The organism is Halomonas sp. NCCP-2165, assembly GCF_023708045.1.
GTDB classification, from domain to species: domain Bacteria; phylum Pseudomonadota; class Gammaproteobacteria; order Pseudomonadales; family Halomonadaceae; genus Bisbaumannia; species Bisbaumannia pacifica.
On sequence record NZ_BRCY01000022.1, the window covers coordinates 43,549 to 59,409 of the forward strand.

Below are 15,861 nucleotides of genomic sequence, written 5' to 3' on the forward strand. Positions count from 1 at the left end.
GGGTGGGCGGCGCAAGCCGATGACGTGACGGCCGCACCCGGCGGGGCGGCCGTCGGCTCTCGGGAGCCCTTAGTCGGCGGGCTTGGCGGTGGCCTGGTCGAGGAACGCTTCGCTGAGGTAGAGCTCGTCATTGCTGTTGACGCTGACGCCACGGGCGAGGATCTGCTCGGCGATGGCCTTGGCCTCGTCCAGGGAGTGCATGGTGTAGGTACCGCACTGGTACTCGTTGAGCTCGGGGATCTGGTCCATGCCGGGCACCCGGAGCACGTCCTGCATGGCGGCCTTCCAGGCCTCGGCGACCCGGGCCTCCTCGGGGGTGCCGATCAGGCTCATATAGAAGCCGGTGCGGCAGCCCATCGGCGAGATATCGATGATCTCCACGTTATCGCCGTTGAGGTGGTCACGCATAAAGCCGGCGAAGAGGTGCTCCAGGGTATGGATGCCCTTCTCGGAGAGCAGCTCCTCGTTGGGCACGCAGAAACGCAGGTCGTAGACGGTGATGGGGTCACCGGAGGGGGTCTGCATGGTCTTGGCGATGCGCACCGCCGGGGCCTGCATGCGGGTATGATCGACGCGAAAACTGTCCAGCAGGGGCATTGAAACCTTTCCTTATCCTGGTCGGATCGACGAATGGGGGAACGGGAGTACTATGGTAACGCCATCGTTACCCACAAGGAACTCACCCAGGGCGTGCCCCCGCCTGGTTCCGGGGGCTGATGGCCCCGCCCCCCGATCGGCACCGACAGCGAAGATCAGCCGAGCCGGAGGCGCCGCGATTCGGCGACGAGCCTCACCCGGCGCTCGCTGCGACAACCTGCCCCACCGCCAAGGCGCAACGGCCACCCCGTCGCCGGCCCGGGGCACGGCGCCTTGCGGTATCATAAGCCCACCGACCGGATGGAGCCCCCATGCAAGCCGCCCTGCCCCTGCCGCTATCGACCCCCAACCGCAACCTGGTGCGCCTGACCTTCGTGCGCGGCATCACCTGGACCGGGTTCCTGGGGATGATCATCTTCGGCATCGAGGTACTGGGCTTCGAGCTCAGCACCCTGCCGGTGGTGGCGGTGATCATCGCCATGGGACTGATCAATATCGCCACCTGGTGGCGACTCAGCCGCCCCCGGGCGGTCACCGATACCGAGTACCTCGTCCATCTGCTGGCGGATATCACCGGCCTGACCCTGCTCTTCTACTTCACCGGCGGCTCCACCAACCCCTTTATCACCTACTACCTGGTGCCGGTGACCATCGCCGCCGCCACCCTGCCCTGGCTCTACGCCTGGATCACCGCCAGCGGCGCCATGGCCGGCTACACCTTCTTGATGGTGTTCTACGAGCCGGTGCCCCAGCTCAGCCACGGCGCCCTGGGGCCGGGCGCCCTGATCGGTGACGTCAACCTGCATGTGCTGGGGATGTGGATCAACTTCGGGCTCTCGGCCAGCCTGGTGACCTTCTTTATCTTCAAGATGGCCCATGCCCTGCGGCGCCGGGACCAGACCCTGTCGCGCACCCGGGAGGCGGCCCTGCGCAACGAACAGGTCCTGGCGGTGGCCACCCAGGCGGCGGGCACCGCCCATGAGCTCGGCACGCCGCTCTCGACCATGGCGGTACTGCTCAAGGAGATGCGCCAGGACGCCGCGGGACACCCCCACCTGGAGGCGGATATCGATCTGCTGCGCCAGCAGGTCGATACCTGCAAGACGCGCCTCCAGGCGCTGGTGGCCAATGCCGACCGACGACGCCTGGCGGAACCCGAGCTCGCCCCCGCCGTGGCCTGGCTGCGCGGGGTGATCCAGCGCTGGCTGGTGCTGCGCCCCGATGTCAGCCACCGCTTCGAGGTCGCCGACCGGCGCGGCACGCCGAGCATGGCGGTGGACACCACCCTGGAGCAGGCGCTGCTCAACCTGCTCAACAACGCCGCCGACGCCAATCCCCAGGATATCTCCATCAGCCTCGACTGGAACGCCGAGGAGGTGATCATCGACATTCGCGATCACGGCCCCGGGGTGGCGATGTCCATCGCCGACCAGTTGGGAGACACCTTCGTCTCCACCAAGTCCAAGGGCATGGGGATCGGCCTGTTCCTGACCCACTCCACCATCAATCGCTTCGGGGGTGGCGTCAGCCTGTACAATCACGAGGAGGGCGGCACCCTGACCGAGGTGAAGCTGCCCCGCCAGGCGCCCGGTGACGCCTGACCCCGACGAGAGAGGACCCCATGAGCGAGAGCCCCGAACGACTGCTGATCATCGACGATGACGAGATGTTCTGTCATGTGATGGAGCGTGCCATGAGCCGCCGTGGCTATGAGGTGCAGGTGGCCCACGATGCCGAGGAGGCCCTGGCCAAGGCACGCCAGGCGCCGCCGGCCCTGGCCACCCTGGACCTGAAGCTGGAGCACGACTCCGGCCTCAAGCTGCTGCCCGAGTTGCTCGAGGTGGCGCCCGCCTGCCGGGTGGTGGTGCTCACCGGCTACTCGAGCATCGCCACCGCCGTGGAGGCGATCAAGCTGGGGGCCGTCAACTACCTGTGCAAGCCCGCCGACGCCGACGAGATCCTCGCCGCCTTCGACAAGCAGGGCGGTGACCCAGACGCCGAGCTGGCCGATAACCCGCCTTCCATCAACCGGGTCACCTGGGAGCATATCCAGAAGGTGCTCCAGGAGCATGATGGCAATATCTCCGCCACCGCCCGGGCCCTGGGGATGCACCGCCGCACCCTGCAGCGAAAATTACAGAAGCGGCCCGTACGGCGATAAGGCGCCGCACCCTCGACAGGGCAAGCTGCAGAAGCGGCCCGTATGGCGACAAGCCGCCGCGCTATTCCGCCGGGGTCATGACCCGTGCCAGTAGATGCTGGGCCAGGCGACTGGCCTCGGCGGCGGAGTCCAGGTCGCTCAGGTCGTCGAGGAGCTCACAGCACCACAGCCCTTCCCCCTCGCCCAGGTCGAGCGGTTCGAAGGGGTAGCCGCCGCCGGGCAGGTCGACCCGGCGAGGCGGCGCCTCCGCATCGAAGCCCCCCGGCGTCGGCGACACCAGCACCAGGGAGAGCGAGACCGGCGTCAGCAGGGCCCCGCACCACTCCCCGGCGAAGCGCTGGAAGCAGAGCAGGTCGACCCGCAAGCGGTCGTTGTAGTGGGGCGAGCGGTGAATCTCGGCGGCAAAGCGCTGCGAATAGCGCTGCGCCAGCTGCTGTAAACGGACGTAGTCGTCGGCGCTCAGGGCCTGCATGGCATCTCTCCGGCGTATCGAGGGACCAGTATAACGGCGCCTCCGTGGAGGTCACACCTGACGCCGTGAGTACACCTCTCGTGCTTGGGCCTGGGCACAGCGCCCCCTCCATCATTCCAAGGGCGATGCTAGGCTTGGCAAGCAAGCCCGGTTACTCAAGGAGTCAGCATGGACCTCTCCCAACGCCTCGCCCGCGCCCAGGCCCTGGCCGAAGCCGCCGGCGAGATGATCGTCGCCGCCCGCCGCGATCACGGCTTCTCCACCCGCATGAAGGCGGGCCAGGAACTGGTCACCGATGTGGACCTCGCCGTGGACGAAGCGATTCGCGATGGCCTGGATCGGGACTTCCCCACGGAGGCACGGCTCACCGAGGAGCTCGCCCCGGATCGCGAGGCCATGCAGCAGTCGGGGCCGCTGTGGGTGGTGGACCCCATCGACGGCACCGTCAACTTCGCCCACGGCCTGGCCCATGTGGCGGTCTCCATCGCCTGGATGGAACACGGCAAGGCGCAATTGGGGGTGGTGCATGCCCCCTTCCTGGGCCAGACCTTTACCGCCATGCGCGGCCAGGGAGCCTTCCTCAACGGGCAACGGATCCGCGCCAGCCGCGCGGATACGCTCTCTAGTAGCCTGATCGCCACCGGCTTTCCCTATCGCCGCGACAGCCGCGCGCCCCTGTTGCGACGCCTGGCGGCGGTGCTCGACCAGTGCCGCGACGTGCGGCGCAATGGCTCGGCGGCCCTGGACCTGTGTGACGTGGCCTGCGGCCGCCTGGACGCCTACTACGAGAGCGTCTCGCCCTGGGACTTCGCCGCCGGCCTGCTGATCGCCCGGGAGGCCGGCGCCAGCGCCGGCCACCTCTACCCCTGCCCCAGCGGCCTGCACGAGGAGCTCTATGGGGAAAACCTGCTGGTGACCGCCCCGGCCATCCATGACGCCCTGGGCGAGCTGCTGCGCCTGGCCGACGAGGATCGCTATGAGCCGGGCCAGGGCGAGTGATCCCCCCGGAAGCCTGGCCGCCGATAAGCCGACCCAATGGCCGATGTAGCCAGGCCCTATTGGCCAAGCGGGGGGCGATCGGTGACAATGGCGCCAGTTTTTCGTTACCCCCGGTTTTTCTAGAGGAGAGATTCATGTTCGTTGCCATCTTCGGTCGTCCCGGTTGCCCCTTCTGCGTGCGTGCCAAGGAGCTCGCCGAGCGCCTCAGCGAGGCCAAGGCCATCGAGGGCTACCGCTACATCGATATCCACGAAGAGGGCATCACCAAGGCCGACATGGAGAAGACCATCGGCAAGCCGGTGGAAACCGTACCGCAGATCTTCGTCGGCCAGACCCATATCGGCGGCTTCACCGAATTCGACCAGTACGTGCGCGACCAGGCCCTGCTGCCGGAAACCTCCGCCCAGTAAGCGCCAGCGTCCCTCGCCAACGGCCCCTCGGGGCCGTTTTTTATTGTCCACTCCGATGACCTGGATCAAGTCGCTCCCCTTATCCCCTCGCCCGCCATGGCCTAGAGTGAGACTCTCGATTGCCGCCCCAGGGAGTCAGCACCATGGAAGCCCAGCCCCGTCCCGGTGAGCGTCACCGCCGCCTGATCGTCAATGCCCATGGCCTGCCCGCCCTGCGCACCGCCGTGGTTCATCCCTGCGACGAGGCCTCCCTCGGCGGCGCCCTGGCCGCCTGGCGCGAGGGACTGATCCAGCCGGTGCTGGTGGGCCCCCGGCGACGCCTCGTCGCCGCCGCCGAGGCCATCGACTGGGACCTGGAGGGCATCGAGCTGATCGACACCCCCCACAGCCACGCCTCCGCCGAGCGCGCCGTGAGCCTGGCCGCCGAGGGCACGGTGGAGGCACTGATGAAGGGCGCCCTGCATACCGACGAGTTGATGTCGGCGACCCTTGCCCGCCGGGCCGGACTGCGCACCGAACGCCAGATGAGTCATGTCTACGCGCTGGACGTGCCCAGCTATGGCCTGCCGCTGCTGATCACCGACGGCGCCCTGCATATCGCCCCGGATCTGACCGCCAAGCGCGATATCGTCCAGAACGCCATCGACCTGGCCCGGGCCATGGGCATCGATCGCCCCCGGGTGGCCCTGCTCTCCGCGGTGGAGACGGTGCGTCCCACCATCCCCTCGACCCTGGAGGCCGCCGCCCTGTGCAAGATGGCCGAGCGCGGCCAGATCGAGGGCGGCCTGCTCGATGGCCCCCTGGCCATCGACAATGCCGTGTCGCTGGCCGCCGCCCACGGCAAGCACCTGCATTCCGAGGTGGCGGGGCAGGCCCATGTGCTGGTGGCGCCCGACCTGGAGGCCGCCAATATGATCGCCAAGCTGCTGATTCACCTGGCCGGCGCTCAGGCGGCGGGGCTGGTGATCGGGGCCCGGGTGCCGATCATGCTGACCAGTCGCTCCGACGACTGCCAGTCACGCCTGGCCTCGGCGGCCCTGGCCCTGCTGCTGGCCCGCTATTATCAGGGCCGGGACGCGGCGGACGATGAGTGAGCGATCTATGGCCTACCCGGGAGACTGGCGATGACGGCACCACGGCACCTGATCCTCAACGGCGGCTCCTCGACCCTCAAGTTCGCGCTCTATGAGGGCGAGGTGCGCCGCCTGCGCGGGCTGATCGAGCGCATCGGCGCGACGCCGCGGCTGCGCCTCTCCCGGGCCCCCGCCGGTCTCTCGCCCCCCGCGGCCCTCGCGGCGCCGGACACCCCCGCCGCGGCCGCGGCACTGCTCGACTGGCTGGCGGCGAGTGACGAACTCACGGGCCTCGACGCCATCGTCCACCGGATCGTCCATGGGGGGCGCGACTTCGCCGATCCGGTGATCCTGGACGAGGCGACCCTGGCCCGCCTCGACGCCCTCTCGCCCCTGGCGCCGCTGCATCAGCCCCAGGCCCTGGCGGTGGTGCGCGCCTGCCGCGAGCGCCTGCCCGGGACCCTCCAGATCGGCTGCTTCGATACCGCCTTCCATCACGACCAGCCGCGGCTCCATCAGCTCTTCGCCCTGCCCCGGGCGCTCAGCGAGGAGGGCATCCTGCGCTACGGCTTCCACGGCCTCTCCTATGCCTATATCGCTCGCCGCCTGGCCGAGCTCGATGGCGATGAGGCCGGCGGCCGCGCCATCGTCGCCCACCTGGGCCAGGGCGCCAGCCTGTGTGCCATGCACCGGGGCCGGAGCCAGGCCACCACCATGGGCTTTACCGCCCTGGACGGGCTGATGATGGGCCGGCGCTGCGGCGCCCTGGACCCGGGGGTCGTGCTCTACCTCCAGCAGCAGCGCGGCTGGGATATCCGGCGAATCGAACGATTGCTCTACCACGACAGCGGCCTGCTGGGGGTCTCCGGCCACTCCGACGATATGCGCGACCTGCTGAGCCGCCAGGAGGCGGCCTGCCAAGAAGCCGTGGATCTCTTCGTGCATCGCCTGGTGCGCGAGACCGGCGCCCTGGTGGCGGTCCTCGGCGGCCTCGATACCCTGGTGTTTACCGCCGGCATCGGCGAGCATGCCGCGCCGATTCGCCGGCGGGTCTGCGAGGCGCTGGCCTGGCTGGGCGTGGCGCTGGATCCCGAACGCAATGCCGCGCACGGGCCACGCCTGGACCGCGGTCACGGGCCGAGGCTCTGGGTCCTGGCCACCGACGAGGAGGCCGAGATGCGCCGGGAGGCCATGACGCTGACGCGAGCGACCAACCGCTAGCCCGCGAGCCGAGAGGCCCCGTCCCGCCTTGCCGAAGGGTTGCCCCGAGCCCAGGGCCCGCGTTCTCCCCTCGTTGAAAGCTTAAGATCGCCGCCCACCTATACTCGGGCCATAACCAGGGTGAGGAGCGACCAGGCAATGCAACGGGACGAATTCCTACAACAGCTGTGGCTCGACTATGTGCACCAGCATCCCGAGATCGGCGCGCTTCGCCTGTGGCCCCTGGAACAGTCGCCGGAATACCTGGCCCTGCTGACCCTTAACCACGGCAACTTCTCGGCGGCCGCCCTGTTGCCCACCCTGAGCCATTTCGGCTATCGCCGCTGCGAACACTATGCCATGGCCGACCGAGGCCTGCTGGTCACCCTGCTGGCGCCCCCCGATGACGGCCCCTGGCTGGCCCTGGGCGAACTGCAGCTGGGCACCCTGACCCGCAAGCCGCGCGCCGAGCTCCAGGCCCTGATCGACCAGGCCCATCGGGAAGACTGCCGCGGCCAGAACCTGCTGTGTCGCGGCCGCCCCTGGCCGATGCCCAGTTGGGACGGCTACCAGCGGCTGCTGGCCGCCCACCCCATCGCCGCCTGGCTGGCGGTGATGGGGCCACGCCTGCACCATGTGGGCTTCGACTGCGATCGCCTGGGCAGCCCCATCGAGCGGCTGGACGACGAGCTGCAGCAGGCCGGCCTCGATGGCGACGCCGACCGCCACCACGGCATCTTCCCGGTCTCGGCGCTGCTCCAGTATCGCTTCTATGCCACCGGTTCCCGCCGCCTGGCCTTCGCCGACGGTGACGAGCACCGTATTCCCCTGGGTGGCCTGGCTCTGATCCAGCGCTGCCTGGTCGGGGGCCAGGAACGCGCCGCCGAACTGCTGCTGCCCAGTCATACCCGTTGCGAACTGGTCTAAGCCTGGCGACAGAATCAACATGCGGAAGGGGCCCGACCGGCTGCCCGCGATACCCACGCCCCCCGTTGCGCGCTGGTCTAAGCCTGGCGACAGAATCAACATGCGGGTGGGGCTCGACCGGCTGCCCGCGATACCCACACCACCCGCTGCGCGCTGGTCTAGTTCAACGGCGAGGCCGCGGGTTATGCACAGTTTCTGTGGATAACGCTGTGCAAAGGGCCTGCATAGGGGACGTCCGGCGAGAGCCGCAGGGACACCGTCACGACTTGGTCAGTTTTTCGTCATCAGGCGTTCAATAACCCCTGGGCCAACGACAAACGCCCGGGCGGACCCGGGCGTTGCTTGTTAGAAGGCGTCGTCTGAGCCGCAGACCGCCTTACTCGAAGGTCATCTCCGGCACCTCGTCCGGGACGATCAGGCGACCGGCGGTCTTCTCGGCGATCTCCTCGACGCTGACTCCTGGGGCGCGTTCCTTGAGAATAAAAGCGCCGTCCTCGATCTCCAGGTAGGCCAGGTCGGTGAGCACCCGCTTGATGCAGCCGGCACCGGTCAGCGGCAGGCTGCACTCGGAGAGCAGCTTGGATTCGCCATGCTTGGAGGCGTGGGTCATGGTGACGATGATGTTATCCGCCCCGGCCACCAGGTCCATGGCGCCGCCCATGCCCTTGATCAGCTTGCCGGGCACCATCCAGGAGGCGATATTGCCCTGCTGATCCACCTCGAAGGCGCCCAGCACCGTGAGGTCCACGTGACCGCCACGGATCATGGCGAAGGATTCCGCCGAGGAGAAGATCGCCGCCCCGGGGCGGGCGGTGACCGTCTGCTTGCCGGCGTTGATCATGTCCGGGTCCACTTCCTCCTCGGTGGGAAAGCGGCCCATGCCCAGCAGGCCGTTCTCGGACTGCAGCATCACGTCCATGCCCTCGGGCACATAGTTGGCCACCAGGGTGGGAATGCCGATGCCGAGGTTGACGTAGAAGCCGTCCTGGAGTTCGCGCGCCACGCGCTGCGCCATCTGTTCGCGGGTCAGTGCCATGCTGTGTTGCCTCTTGTCTGGGGGAGAAGCCCGGCGATGCCGGACACTCGGAGTCGCTGTCGTCGGGTCCCGGTCTCAGTCGCGGACGGTGCGCTTCTCGATGCGCTTCTCGAAGCGGCCCTGGATAATGCGATCCACGTAGATGCCGGGCGTATGGATCTGGCTGGGATCCAGCTCGCCGGGCTCGACGATCTCCTCCACCTCGACCACGGTGATGCGTCCGGCGGTGGCGGCCACCGGATTGAAGTTCTGGGCGGTATGGCGATAGACCACGTTGCCGTAGCGGTCGGCCTTCCAGCCCTTGACGATGGCGAAGTCGCCGGTGATGGCCTCCTCGAGGATATGCGGGCGCCCATTGAACTCGCGCACCTCCTTGCCCTCGCCCACCGGGGTACCGTAGCCGGTGGCGGTGTAGAAGGCGGGAATACCGGCGCCGCCGGCACGCATCTTCTCGGCCAGGGTGCCCTGGGGCGTCAGCACCACCTCGATCTCGCCGTCGAGCATCTGGCGCTCGAACAGTGCGTTCTCGCCCACGTAGGAGGCGAGGATCTTCTTGATCTGGCGGTCTTCCAGCAGCACGCCGAGGCCGAAGCCATCGACACCACAGTTGTTGGAGACCACGGTGAGATCGCGCACGCCGCGGCGCTTGATCTCGTCGATCAGGTTCTCGGGGATGCCACACAGCCCGAAGCCACCGGCGATCACGGTCATGCCGCTCTCGATGCCCGCCATGGCGTCTTCATAGGAGTAGACCCGCTTGTCGAATCCGGCCATTGCTCTGCCTCGTCTTGGTGTCGGAGAAGTGCTCCCAGTGTTGCCCCGGACAATATATTTGTTAAGTTTGTTTTTTTTATGGATTAATTTACCAGCCATATAAATCACGGAGCCGAAGGCGATGACCGTCAAGCAGCTGCGGGCCTTCCTGGCGGTGGCCCAGACCCTGAGCTTTACCCAGGCCTGCGAGCGCCTGCACCTCTCCCAGCCGGCCCTGAGCCTGGCCATCAAGGGACTGGAGGAGAGCCTCGGCGGGCCGCTGCTGATCCGCAGTACCCGCAGCGTGCGCCTGACCCCGGAGGGGGAGTCCCTGGTGCCCCTGGCCAAGCGGTTGCTGGCGGAGTGGGACAACACCGAAGAGCTGTTGCGCCAGCGCTTTACCCTGCAACTGGGGCGGGTGGCGGTGGCCGCCATGCCCGCCTTCGCCTGTAACCTGCTGCCGGCGGCGCTGATGGCCTTTCGCCGCCGCCACCCGCGTATCACGGTGACGGTGCATGACGTGATCAACGAGCAGGTGATCGAGATGGTGCGCCGCGGCCAGGTGGAGCTGGGCATCGCCTTCGCCCCCGAGGCCGAGCGGGGCCTGACCTTTACCCCGCTGTTCGAGGATCGCTTCGTCGCGGTGGTCCCCGCGGACTCGCCCCTGGCCGCGGCCGGTACCCTGCGCTGGGCCGACCTGCTGGCCTATGACCTGATCACCCTGCAGCGCCCCTCCATGGTGCGTTTGTTGCTGGAGTCGGAACTGGCCGCCCAGGGCATCGAGCTGGCCGTGACCTTCGAGAGCCATCAACTGGTGACGGTGGGACGCATGGTGGCCAGCGGCCTGGGGGTCAGCGCGGTGCCGGCCCTGTGTCGCCAGCAGATGCACGAGCTGGGTGCCCGCTGCCTGCCCCTGGAGGCACCGATCATCTCGCGCCCGGTGGGGGTGCTTTGCCCCGCCGGCCAGGAGCTCTCGGTGGCGGCCCAGGCGCTGCGCGAGATCCTCGCCGAGCCACTACGGGGCATGGCCTAACAGGGTGTGCCAGGGCGTGATAGCAGGGTGAGAGGCCAGGACGTCCCGCCCTGCTAGGGTTATAGGCATACGTTACCCCATAAGGGAGGCCGCCATGACCACGCCCCTCTGGCAACCCAGCCCACGGCATCGCCAGGCCACTCGGCTCGCCCACTTGATGAACGAGGTGGCCCGGGAGAGCGGCATCGCCATGGACGAGTACGCCGATCTGCATGCCTGGAGCCTGGCCAACCCCGAGGCCTTCTGGCGCAAGGTGTGGGCGCTGGGAGTGATCGGCGAGCCCGGCGAGCGGGTCCTGGAGCGCCCCGAGGCGATGCCCGGCGCCCGCTGGTTCCCCGAGGCCCGGCTCAATATGGCCGCCAACCTGCTGCGCCGACAGGACGACGCCATCGCCCTGGTGGCCTGCGACGAGCGCGGCCGCCGCGAGCCGCTGAGCCATGCCGAGCTCTATCGCCGGGTCGCCCGGCTGGCCCGGACCCTCGGCGAGCTCGGCGTCACCGCCGGTGATCGGGTCGCCGGCCTGGTGCCCAACAGCGAGCATGCCCTGATCGCCATGCTGGCCAGCGCCAGCCTGGGGGCCATCTGGTCCTCCTGCTCGCCGGACTTCGGCGTTCAGGGGGTGCTCGACCGCTTCGGCCAGATCGCCCCCCGGGTGCTGATCGCCGCCGACGGCTATTACTGGAACGGCAAGGCGATCCCCCTCCATGACAAACTGACAGAGCTCGCCGGGCAGTTACCCGGGCTGGAGCGGCTGATCGTCTTCCCGTTTCTCGATCCCCGGGCGGCCCCCGAGCTCGACGCCATCCTCGGCGCCATGGCCTGGTCCCAGGCCCTGGATAACGAGGCCAGCGATCCGCCCTTTTCCCTCCTGCCCTTCGATCACCCCCTCTATGTGCTCTACTCCTCCGGCACCACCGGTCGGCCCAAGTGCATCCTGCATGGCGCCGGCGGCACCCTGCTGCAGCACCTCAAGGAACACCGCCTGCACTGCGACCTGGGCGAGGAGGACGTCCTCTTCTACTACACCACCTGCGGTTGGATGATGTGGAACTGGCTGGTCTCGGGGCTCGCCACGGGCGCCCGCCTGGTGCTCTACGATGGCTCCCCCTTCGCGCCGGACCGGGCCAGCCTCTGGCGCCTGGCCGAGCGGGAGGGGGTGACCTGCTTCGGCACCAGTGCCCGCTATCTCACCGCCTGCGCCAAGGCCGGGCTCAGCCCGGGCCGCGACCATGACCTTTCGGCCCTGAAGAGCCTGCTCTCCACCGGCTCGGCGTTGCCCCACGAGGCCTTCGACTACGTCTACCGGGAGATCAAGGCCGACCTGCTGCTGGCCTCCATCTCCGGGGGCACCGATATCGTCTCCTGCTTCGCCCTGGGCTGCCCCGTCCGGCCGGTCTACCGCGGCCAGCTACAGTGCCGCGGCCTGGGCATGGCGGTGGCGGTCTACGACGACGCCGGCCGGCCGGTCACCGGCGAGAAGGGCGAGCTGGTCTGCACCCGCCCCTTCCCCGCCATGCCGCTGGGCTTCTGGAACGACCCGGACGGTCGCCGCTACCGGGCCGCCTACTTCGAGCGCTTCCCCGGCGTCTGGGCCCACGGCGACTACGCCGAGCTGACCGCCGAGGACGGCGTGATCATCCACGGCCGGGCCGACACGGTGCTCAATCCCGGGGGCGTGCGCATCGGCACCGCCGAGATTTACCGCCAGGTGGAGAAGGTCGAGGAGGTGCTGGAGTCGCTGTGTATCGGCCAGCAGTGGCAGGACGACGTCAGGGTGGTGCTCTTCGTACGGCTGCGCGACGACCGGGTCCTGGACGAGGCCCTGTGCCGGCGCATCCGCGAGACCATTCGCAGCCACGCCACGCCGCGCCATGTGCCGGCCAAGATCCTCCAGGTGGCGGACCTGCCGCGCACCCGCTCCGGCAAGCTGGTGGAGCTGGCGGTGCGGGATGTCATCGAGGGACGCGAGGTGACCAATCGCGAGGCCCTGGCCAATCCCGAGGCCCTGGCACTGTTCGAGGACCTGCCCGAGCTACGCCAGCCCTAAGTGATGAAACGACCGCTAGAGGCTCGGGGCTACCCCAGGCCTCAGCGCCGACGGTGTACGAGCTGTGGGTGTGTCGCCCGGGCTGGGCAGCCGGGGCGGCTTACAGTAGCATTGGCACGGTTGTTTCAGCGCATCGAGGAGCGCGCATGCCAATACTCAAGGGGAGCGTCAGCCTGCTCCTGCTGACCTTGACCACCCTGCTCTGGGGGCTTCCCCTGCTGCTGCTGACCCTGCTCAAGGTAATCACCCCCGGCCACCGCCTGCGCCTGAAGGTACTCCAGGGCCTGAACCTCATCGCCCTGAACTGGATCGGCCTCAACCTCTGGTGGATGCGTCTCTGGCTCAGGCCCCGGCTCCAGGCCGAGGTCCCCGAGTGGCTGCGCCAGGATCAGCGCTGGTTGGTACTCTCCAACCACCGCAGCTGGACCGATATCTTTATGCTGCAACTGGCCCTGCATCGACGCATCCCCATGCCGCGCTTCTTCCTCAAGCGCCAACTGATCTGGGTGCCCATCGTCGGCCTCGCCTGGTGGGCCCTGGAGTTCCCCTTTATGCGTCGCCTGAGCCGCGAGCAGCGCGAGCGTCACCCCCATTTGGCACAGCGCGATCGCCAGGCCACCGAGCGCATGTGCGAGCGAGTGCGCGAGCTGCCGATCGCCATCTACAACTTCGTCGAGGGCACCCGTTTCACCCCGACCAAGCATGACGCCCAGCAGAGTCCCTATCGCCATCTGCTGCGCCCGCGGGCCGGCGGCACCGCCCAGGTACTGGGCCTGCTCGGCGACCAGCTCAGTGGCATTCTCGACGTGACCCTGGACTATGCCAGGCCGAACCCGACCTTCTGGGACTTCCTCTGCGGCCGCGAGGGGACGATTCGTCTTCACGCGCGACGCCTCGAGGTCCCCGAATGGATGCCAGGGGGCGATTATCACGAGGATCCGGACTACAAGGAACGCTTCCAGTCATGGCTCAATGCCCTATGGCAAGACAAGGATCGACGCCTCGACGCCTGGCGCTGCTGCTGACCCTGTTGACCCTGCTGCTCGCCGGCTGTGCCGGCCAGGTAAGCGATGGTCGCCGCCCGGGCCAGGCGCCCATCGCCGGCAACTGGGTCACCATCCAGCGCGGCGATACCCTGGGCGCCATCGCGCGGCGCGCCGATATCCCCCTGGCCCGCCTGCAACGTTTCAACCCCGGCGTGAATGCCCGGCGCCTGGCGGTGGGTCAGCGGATCCTGGTTCCCACCGCCAACGAGCGCGCCCCCTCCGGCGGCCCCTATCGCTATCAGATTCGCCCCGGCGACACCTACACCTCGGTGGCACGACACTTCGGCACCACCAGTGGCCGCATCCAGGCCGGCAACCCCGGCCAGCGGCCCGATCGCCTGCGGGTCGGCCAGGTGATACGGGTGCCGCTCAGCGGGACCGTCACCACCGCGCGGCGTCCCGCCCCAGGCCCCGCGACGCCCAACCGCCCCGCCACCAGCGCGCCTCCCGCCTCGGCCCGCGACTGGCCCTGGCCCCTGGCGGAGTACCGGGTGATTCGCCACTATGGCACCGACAGTCGCGGCACCCTACAGCCCATGCTGCTGGCCACCGGCAGCGGCGCCCGCGCCACGGCCGTGGCCGATGGCGAGGTACGCTTCGCCGGCAGCATGCGCCAGTTGGGTCAGGTGGTGATCCTCCACCATGCCGATAACCTGCAGAGCGTCTATGCCCAGTGCGACCGCCTGGAGGTCGAGGCGGGCCGCCGGGTCAGTCGCGGCACCCCCCTGTGCCGGGTGGGGCGTCACGGCGAGACCGGGCGCCACGACCTGCTGTTCGATATGCGCCAGGGGGGCCGCCCCATGGACCCACGCCGGGTGCTGCGCTAGGAGCCTTGTCACCCCACTGTCACGGCACCGTCCCTCCCCTGTCACCGCGAAGGCTCAGGCTAGGCCTGACGAATGACAATCACGGGAGAGGCGATGCGTATCTGTCTGGTCAGCGAGACCTGGGCCCCGGAGATCAATGGCGTGGCCCACACCCTGGGCCGGCTGAGCGACGAGCTGCTGGCTCGGGGGCATGAGCTGCAGCTGATTCGTCCGCGACCCGAGACCCCGGGCCGCTTTCCGGGCATACAGGCGGAACTCCAGGTGCCCGGCCTGGCCCTGCCCGGCTACCGTCAGGTGCGCCTAGGCTGGCCGGCACGCCGCGCCGTGCAGCGGTTCTGGCGCCAGCAACGTCCCGAGGTGGCCTACCTGGCCACCGAGGGCCCCCTGGGCTGGGCCGCCCTCTCGGCGGCCAGTCGCCTGGACATTCCCACCGCCAGCGGCTTTCACACCGACTTCGATCACTACGCCGGCGCCTACGGGCTGGGTCTGCTCAAGCCCCTGGTACGGGCCGGGCTGCGCCGCTTCCATAACCGGACCGGCGCCACCCTGGTGCCGACACCAGATCAGGCCGGACGCCTGGAGGCCCAGGGATTCGCCAGGCTCGCGATAATGGGCCGTGGCGTCGATACCCGCCGCTTCTCGCCGGACCTGCGCGATCCGGCCCTGCGCCGGGCCTGGGGCGCCCAGCCCCATCAACCGGTGGTATTGCATGTGGGCCGACTGGCCAAGGAGAAGAACCTGAGCCTGCTGGTGCGCAGCGTGCGCGCCATGCAGGCCCTGCGTCCGGACCTGGCGCAGGTCATCGTCGGCGATGGCCCCCAGCGCCGGGCCCTCGCCGAGCAGCTGCCCGAGGCCCACTTCTGCGGATTCGTGGCCCCGGATGACCTGCCCCGTCACTATGCCAGCGCCGACCTGCTGCTCTTTCCCTCGCTCTCGGAGACCTACGGCAATGTGGTACCGGAGGCCATGGCCAGCGGCCTGCCGGTGGTGGCCTTCGACACCGCCGCGGCGGCGCTGTTGATCGAGGAGGGGTATAACGGCGTCGGCGTGCCGGTGGCGGATGATGAGGCCTTTATCGCCGCCGCCTGCCGTCTCTGCCAGAGCCCGGCCCGCTGGGGGCAACTGGGCCGCGCGGCGCGCTTGACGGTGGCCGAGCAGAGCTGGTCACGGGTCGCCGATGACTTCCTGGCCGTTCTCGAGGGGGTGCGACGCGCCCGCCCGGCCCCCGCCCATCGCCTACCGACGTCGGTCCGCTAGGAGGCCCCCGGATGCTCACGCCC

General features: G+C 68.8%; 16 protein-coding genes. 12 read left to right on the forward strand and 4 right to left on the reverse strand.

All coding sequences use genetic code 11. The features are described 5' to 3' along the window. Positions 1-69: 69 nt before the first annotated feature. Complete coding sequence (luxS, locus tag NFU04_RS12090) at positions 70-597, reverse strand: S-ribosylhomocysteine lyase (protein WP_251309673.1); 528 nt, start codon at positions 595-597, stop codon at positions 70-72. A 311-nt stretch (positions 598-908) separates the two neighbouring features. On the opposite strand from luxS, the gene NFU04_RS12095 reads away from it, so the two are divergent. Both NFU04_RS12095 and NFU04_RS12100 read left to right on the forward strand, forming a co-directional pair. After that, the gene (locus tag NFU04_RS12095) at positions 909-2,198 is read left to right on the forward strand and encodes an ATP-binding protein (protein ID WP_251309674.1); all 1,290 of its coding nucleotides are present in this window, start codon (positions 909-911) and stop codon (positions 2,196-2,198) included. Between the two features lie 20 nt (positions 2,199-2,218). Then, positions 2,219-2,758: a response regulator transcription factor gene (locus NFU04_RS12100; protein WP_251309675.1), complete on the forward strand. Its 540-nt coding sequence runs from the start codon at positions 2,219-2,221 to the stop codon at positions 2,756-2,758. A gap of 61 nt (positions 2,759-2,819) precedes the next feature. On the opposite strand, the gene hybE is transcribed toward NFU04_RS12100, so the two are convergent. Then, the gene (gene hybE / locus NFU04_RS12105; RefSeq protein ID WP_251309676.1) at positions 2,820-3,230 is read right to left on the reverse strand and encodes a [NiFe]-hydrogenase assembly chaperone HybE; all 411 of its coding nucleotides are present in this window, start codon (positions 3,228-3,230) and stop codon (positions 2,820-2,822) included. A gap of 168 nt (positions 3,231-3,398) precedes the next feature. Here hybE and NFU04_RS12110 point away from each other — a divergent pair, with 168 nt between their 5' ends. From NFU04_RS12110 to NFU04_RS12130, 5 genes are all read left to right on the forward strand, one after another. Further along, complete coding sequence (locus NFU04_RS12110; RefSeq protein WP_251309677.1) at positions 3,399-4,229, forward strand: inositol monophosphatase family protein; 831 nt, start codon at positions 3,399-3,401, stop codon at positions 4,227-4,229. Positions 4,230-4,363: 134 nt separating this feature from the next. Next, positions 4,364-4,639, forward strand: a complete 276-nt coding sequence (locus tag NFU04_RS12115) for a GrxA family glutaredoxin (RefSeq protein ID WP_251309678.1) — start codon at positions 4,364-4,366, stop codon at positions 4,637-4,639. 143 nt (positions 4,640-4,782) lie between these two features. After that, a complete protein-coding gene (locus NFU04_RS12120) occupies positions 4,783-5,733 on the forward strand; it encodes a bifunctional enoyl-CoA hydratase/phosphate acetyltransferase (RefSeq protein WP_251309679.1) in 951 nt (316 codons plus the stop codon). A gap of 30 nt (positions 5,734-5,763) precedes the next feature. Beyond that, a complete protein-coding gene (locus NFU04_RS12125) occupies positions 5,764-6,933 on the forward strand; it encodes an acetate/propionate family kinase (RefSeq protein WP_251309680.1) in 1,170 nt (389 codons plus the stop codon). A 138-nt stretch (positions 6,934-7,071) separates the two neighbouring features. Then, the gene (locus NFU04_RS12130; RefSeq protein ID WP_251309681.1) at positions 7,072-7,839 is read left to right on the forward strand and encodes a VOC family protein; all 768 of its coding nucleotides are present in this window, start codon (positions 7,072-7,074) and stop codon (positions 7,837-7,839) included. Positions 7,840-8,215: 376 nt separating this feature from the next. Here the strand turns inward: NFU04_RS12130 and NFU04_RS12135 are convergent, their stop codons facing one another. Beyond that, positions 8,216-8,875, reverse strand: coding sequence for a CoA transferase subunit B (locus NFU04_RS12135; protein ID WP_251309682.1), 660 nt, complete (start codon positions 8,873-8,875; stop codon positions 8,216-8,218). 75 nt (positions 8,876-8,950) lie between these two features. After that, positions 8,951-9,649 (reverse strand): CoA transferase subunit A, encoded by a 699-nt coding sequence (locus NFU04_RS12140; protein ID WP_251309683.1) that lies wholly within the window; start codon positions 9,647-9,649, stop codon positions 8,951-8,953. 121 nt (positions 9,650-9,770) lie between these two features. On the opposite strand from NFU04_RS12140, the gene NFU04_RS12145 reads away from it, so the two are divergent. From NFU04_RS12145 to NFU04_RS12165, 5 genes are all read left to right on the forward strand, one after another. Beyond that, positions 9,771-10,661: a LysR family transcriptional regulator gene (locus NFU04_RS12145; protein WP_251309684.1), complete on the forward strand. Its 891-nt coding sequence runs from the start codon at positions 9,771-9,773 to the stop codon at positions 10,659-10,661. Between the two features lie 94 nt (positions 10,662-10,755). After that, positions 10,756-12,708, forward strand: coding sequence for an acetoacetate--CoA ligase (locus NFU04_RS12150; protein ID WP_251309685.1), 1,953 nt, complete (start codon positions 10,756-10,758; stop codon positions 12,706-12,708). Between the two features lie 146 nt (positions 12,709-12,854). Then, the gene (locus NFU04_RS12155; RefSeq protein WP_251309686.1) at positions 12,855-13,733 is read left to right on the forward strand and encodes an acyltransferase; all 879 of its coding nucleotides are present in this window, start codon (positions 12,855-12,857) and stop codon (positions 13,731-13,733) included. Then, the gene (locus tag NFU04_RS12160) at positions 13,688-14,581 is read left to right on the forward strand and encodes a M23 family metallopeptidase (RefSeq protein ID WP_251309687.1); all 894 of its coding nucleotides are present in this window, start codon (positions 13,688-13,690) and stop codon (positions 14,579-14,581) included. The genes NFU04_RS12155 and NFU04_RS12160 overlap by 46 nt, the downstream gene beginning before the upstream one ends. A 93-nt stretch (positions 14,582-14,674) precedes the next feature. Further along, the gene (locus NFU04_RS12165) at positions 14,675-15,838 is read left to right on the forward strand and encodes a glycosyltransferase family 4 protein (RefSeq protein WP_251309689.1); all 1,164 of its coding nucleotides are present in this window, start codon (positions 14,675-14,677) and stop codon (positions 15,836-15,838) included. The last annotated feature ends 23 nt before the right edge of the window (positions 15,839-15,861 follow it).

What these genes read in the sequence shown, in the direction of transcription:
- NFU04_RS12155 (WP_251309686.1), top strand. Translation starts at nt 12,855, where the DNA reads ATGCCAATACTCAAGGGGAGCGTCAGCCTGCTCCTGCTGACCTTGACC.
- NFU04_RS12120 (WP_251309679.1), top strand. Translation starts at nt 4,783, where the DNA reads ATGGAAGCCCAGCCCCGTCCCGGTGAGCGTCACCGCCGCCTGATCGTC.
- NFU04_RS12165 (WP_251309689.1), top strand. Translation starts at nt 14,675, where the DNA reads ATGCGTATCTGTCTGGTCAGCGAGACCTGGGCCCCGGAGATCAATGGC.
- NFU04_RS12145 (WP_251309684.1), top strand. Translation starts at nt 9,771, where the DNA reads ATGACCGTCAAGCAGCTGCGGGCCTTCCTGGCGGTGGCCCAGACCCTG.
- NFU04_RS12130 (WP_251309681.1), top strand. Translation starts at nt 7,072, where the DNA reads ATGCAACGGGACGAATTCCTACAACAGCTGTGGCTCGACTATGTGCAC.
- NFU04_RS12150 (WP_251309685.1), top strand. Translation starts at nt 10,756, where the DNA reads ATGACCACGCCCCTCTGGCAACCCAGCCCACGGCATCGCCAGGCCACT.
- NFU04_RS12110 (WP_251309677.1), top strand. Translation starts at nt 3,399, where the DNA reads ATGGACCTCTCCCAACGCCTCGCCCGCGCCCAGGCCCTGGCCGAAGCC.
- NFU04_RS12100 (WP_251309675.1), top strand. Translation starts at nt 2,219, where the DNA reads ATGAGCGAGAGCCCCGAACGACTGCTGATCATCGACGATGACGAGATG.
- NFU04_RS12160 (WP_251309687.1), top strand. Translation starts at nt 13,688, where the DNA reads ATGGCAAGACAAGGATCGACGCCTCGACGCCTGGCGCTGCTGCTGACC.
- luxS (WP_251309673.1), bottom strand. Translation starts at nt 597, where the DNA reads ATGCCCCTGCTGGACAGTTTTCGCGTCGATCATACCCGCATGCAGGCC.
- NFU04_RS12095 (WP_251309674.1), top strand. Translation starts at nt 909, where the DNA reads ATGCAAGCCGCCCTGCCCCTGCCGCTATCGACCCCCAACCGCAACCTG.
- NFU04_RS12115 (WP_251309678.1), top strand. Translation starts at nt 4,364, where the DNA reads ATGTTCGTTGCCATCTTCGGTCGTCCCGGTTGCCCCTTCTGCGTGCGT.
- NFU04_RS12140 (WP_251309683.1), bottom strand. Translation starts at nt 9,649, where the DNA reads ATGGCCGGATTCGACAAGCGGGTCTACTCCTATGAAGACGCCATGGCG.
- hybE (WP_251309676.1), bottom strand. Translation starts at nt 3,230, where the DNA reads ATGCAGGCCCTGAGCGCCGACGACTACGTCCGTTTACAGCAGCTGGCG.
- NFU04_RS12135 (WP_251309682.1), bottom strand. Translation starts at nt 8,875, where the DNA reads ATGGCACTGACCCGCGAACAGATGGCGCAGCGCGTGGCGCGCGAACTC.
- NFU04_RS12125 (WP_251309680.1), top strand. Translation starts at nt 5,764, where the DNA reads ATGACGGCACCACGGCACCTGATCCTCAACGGCGGCTCCTCGACCCTC.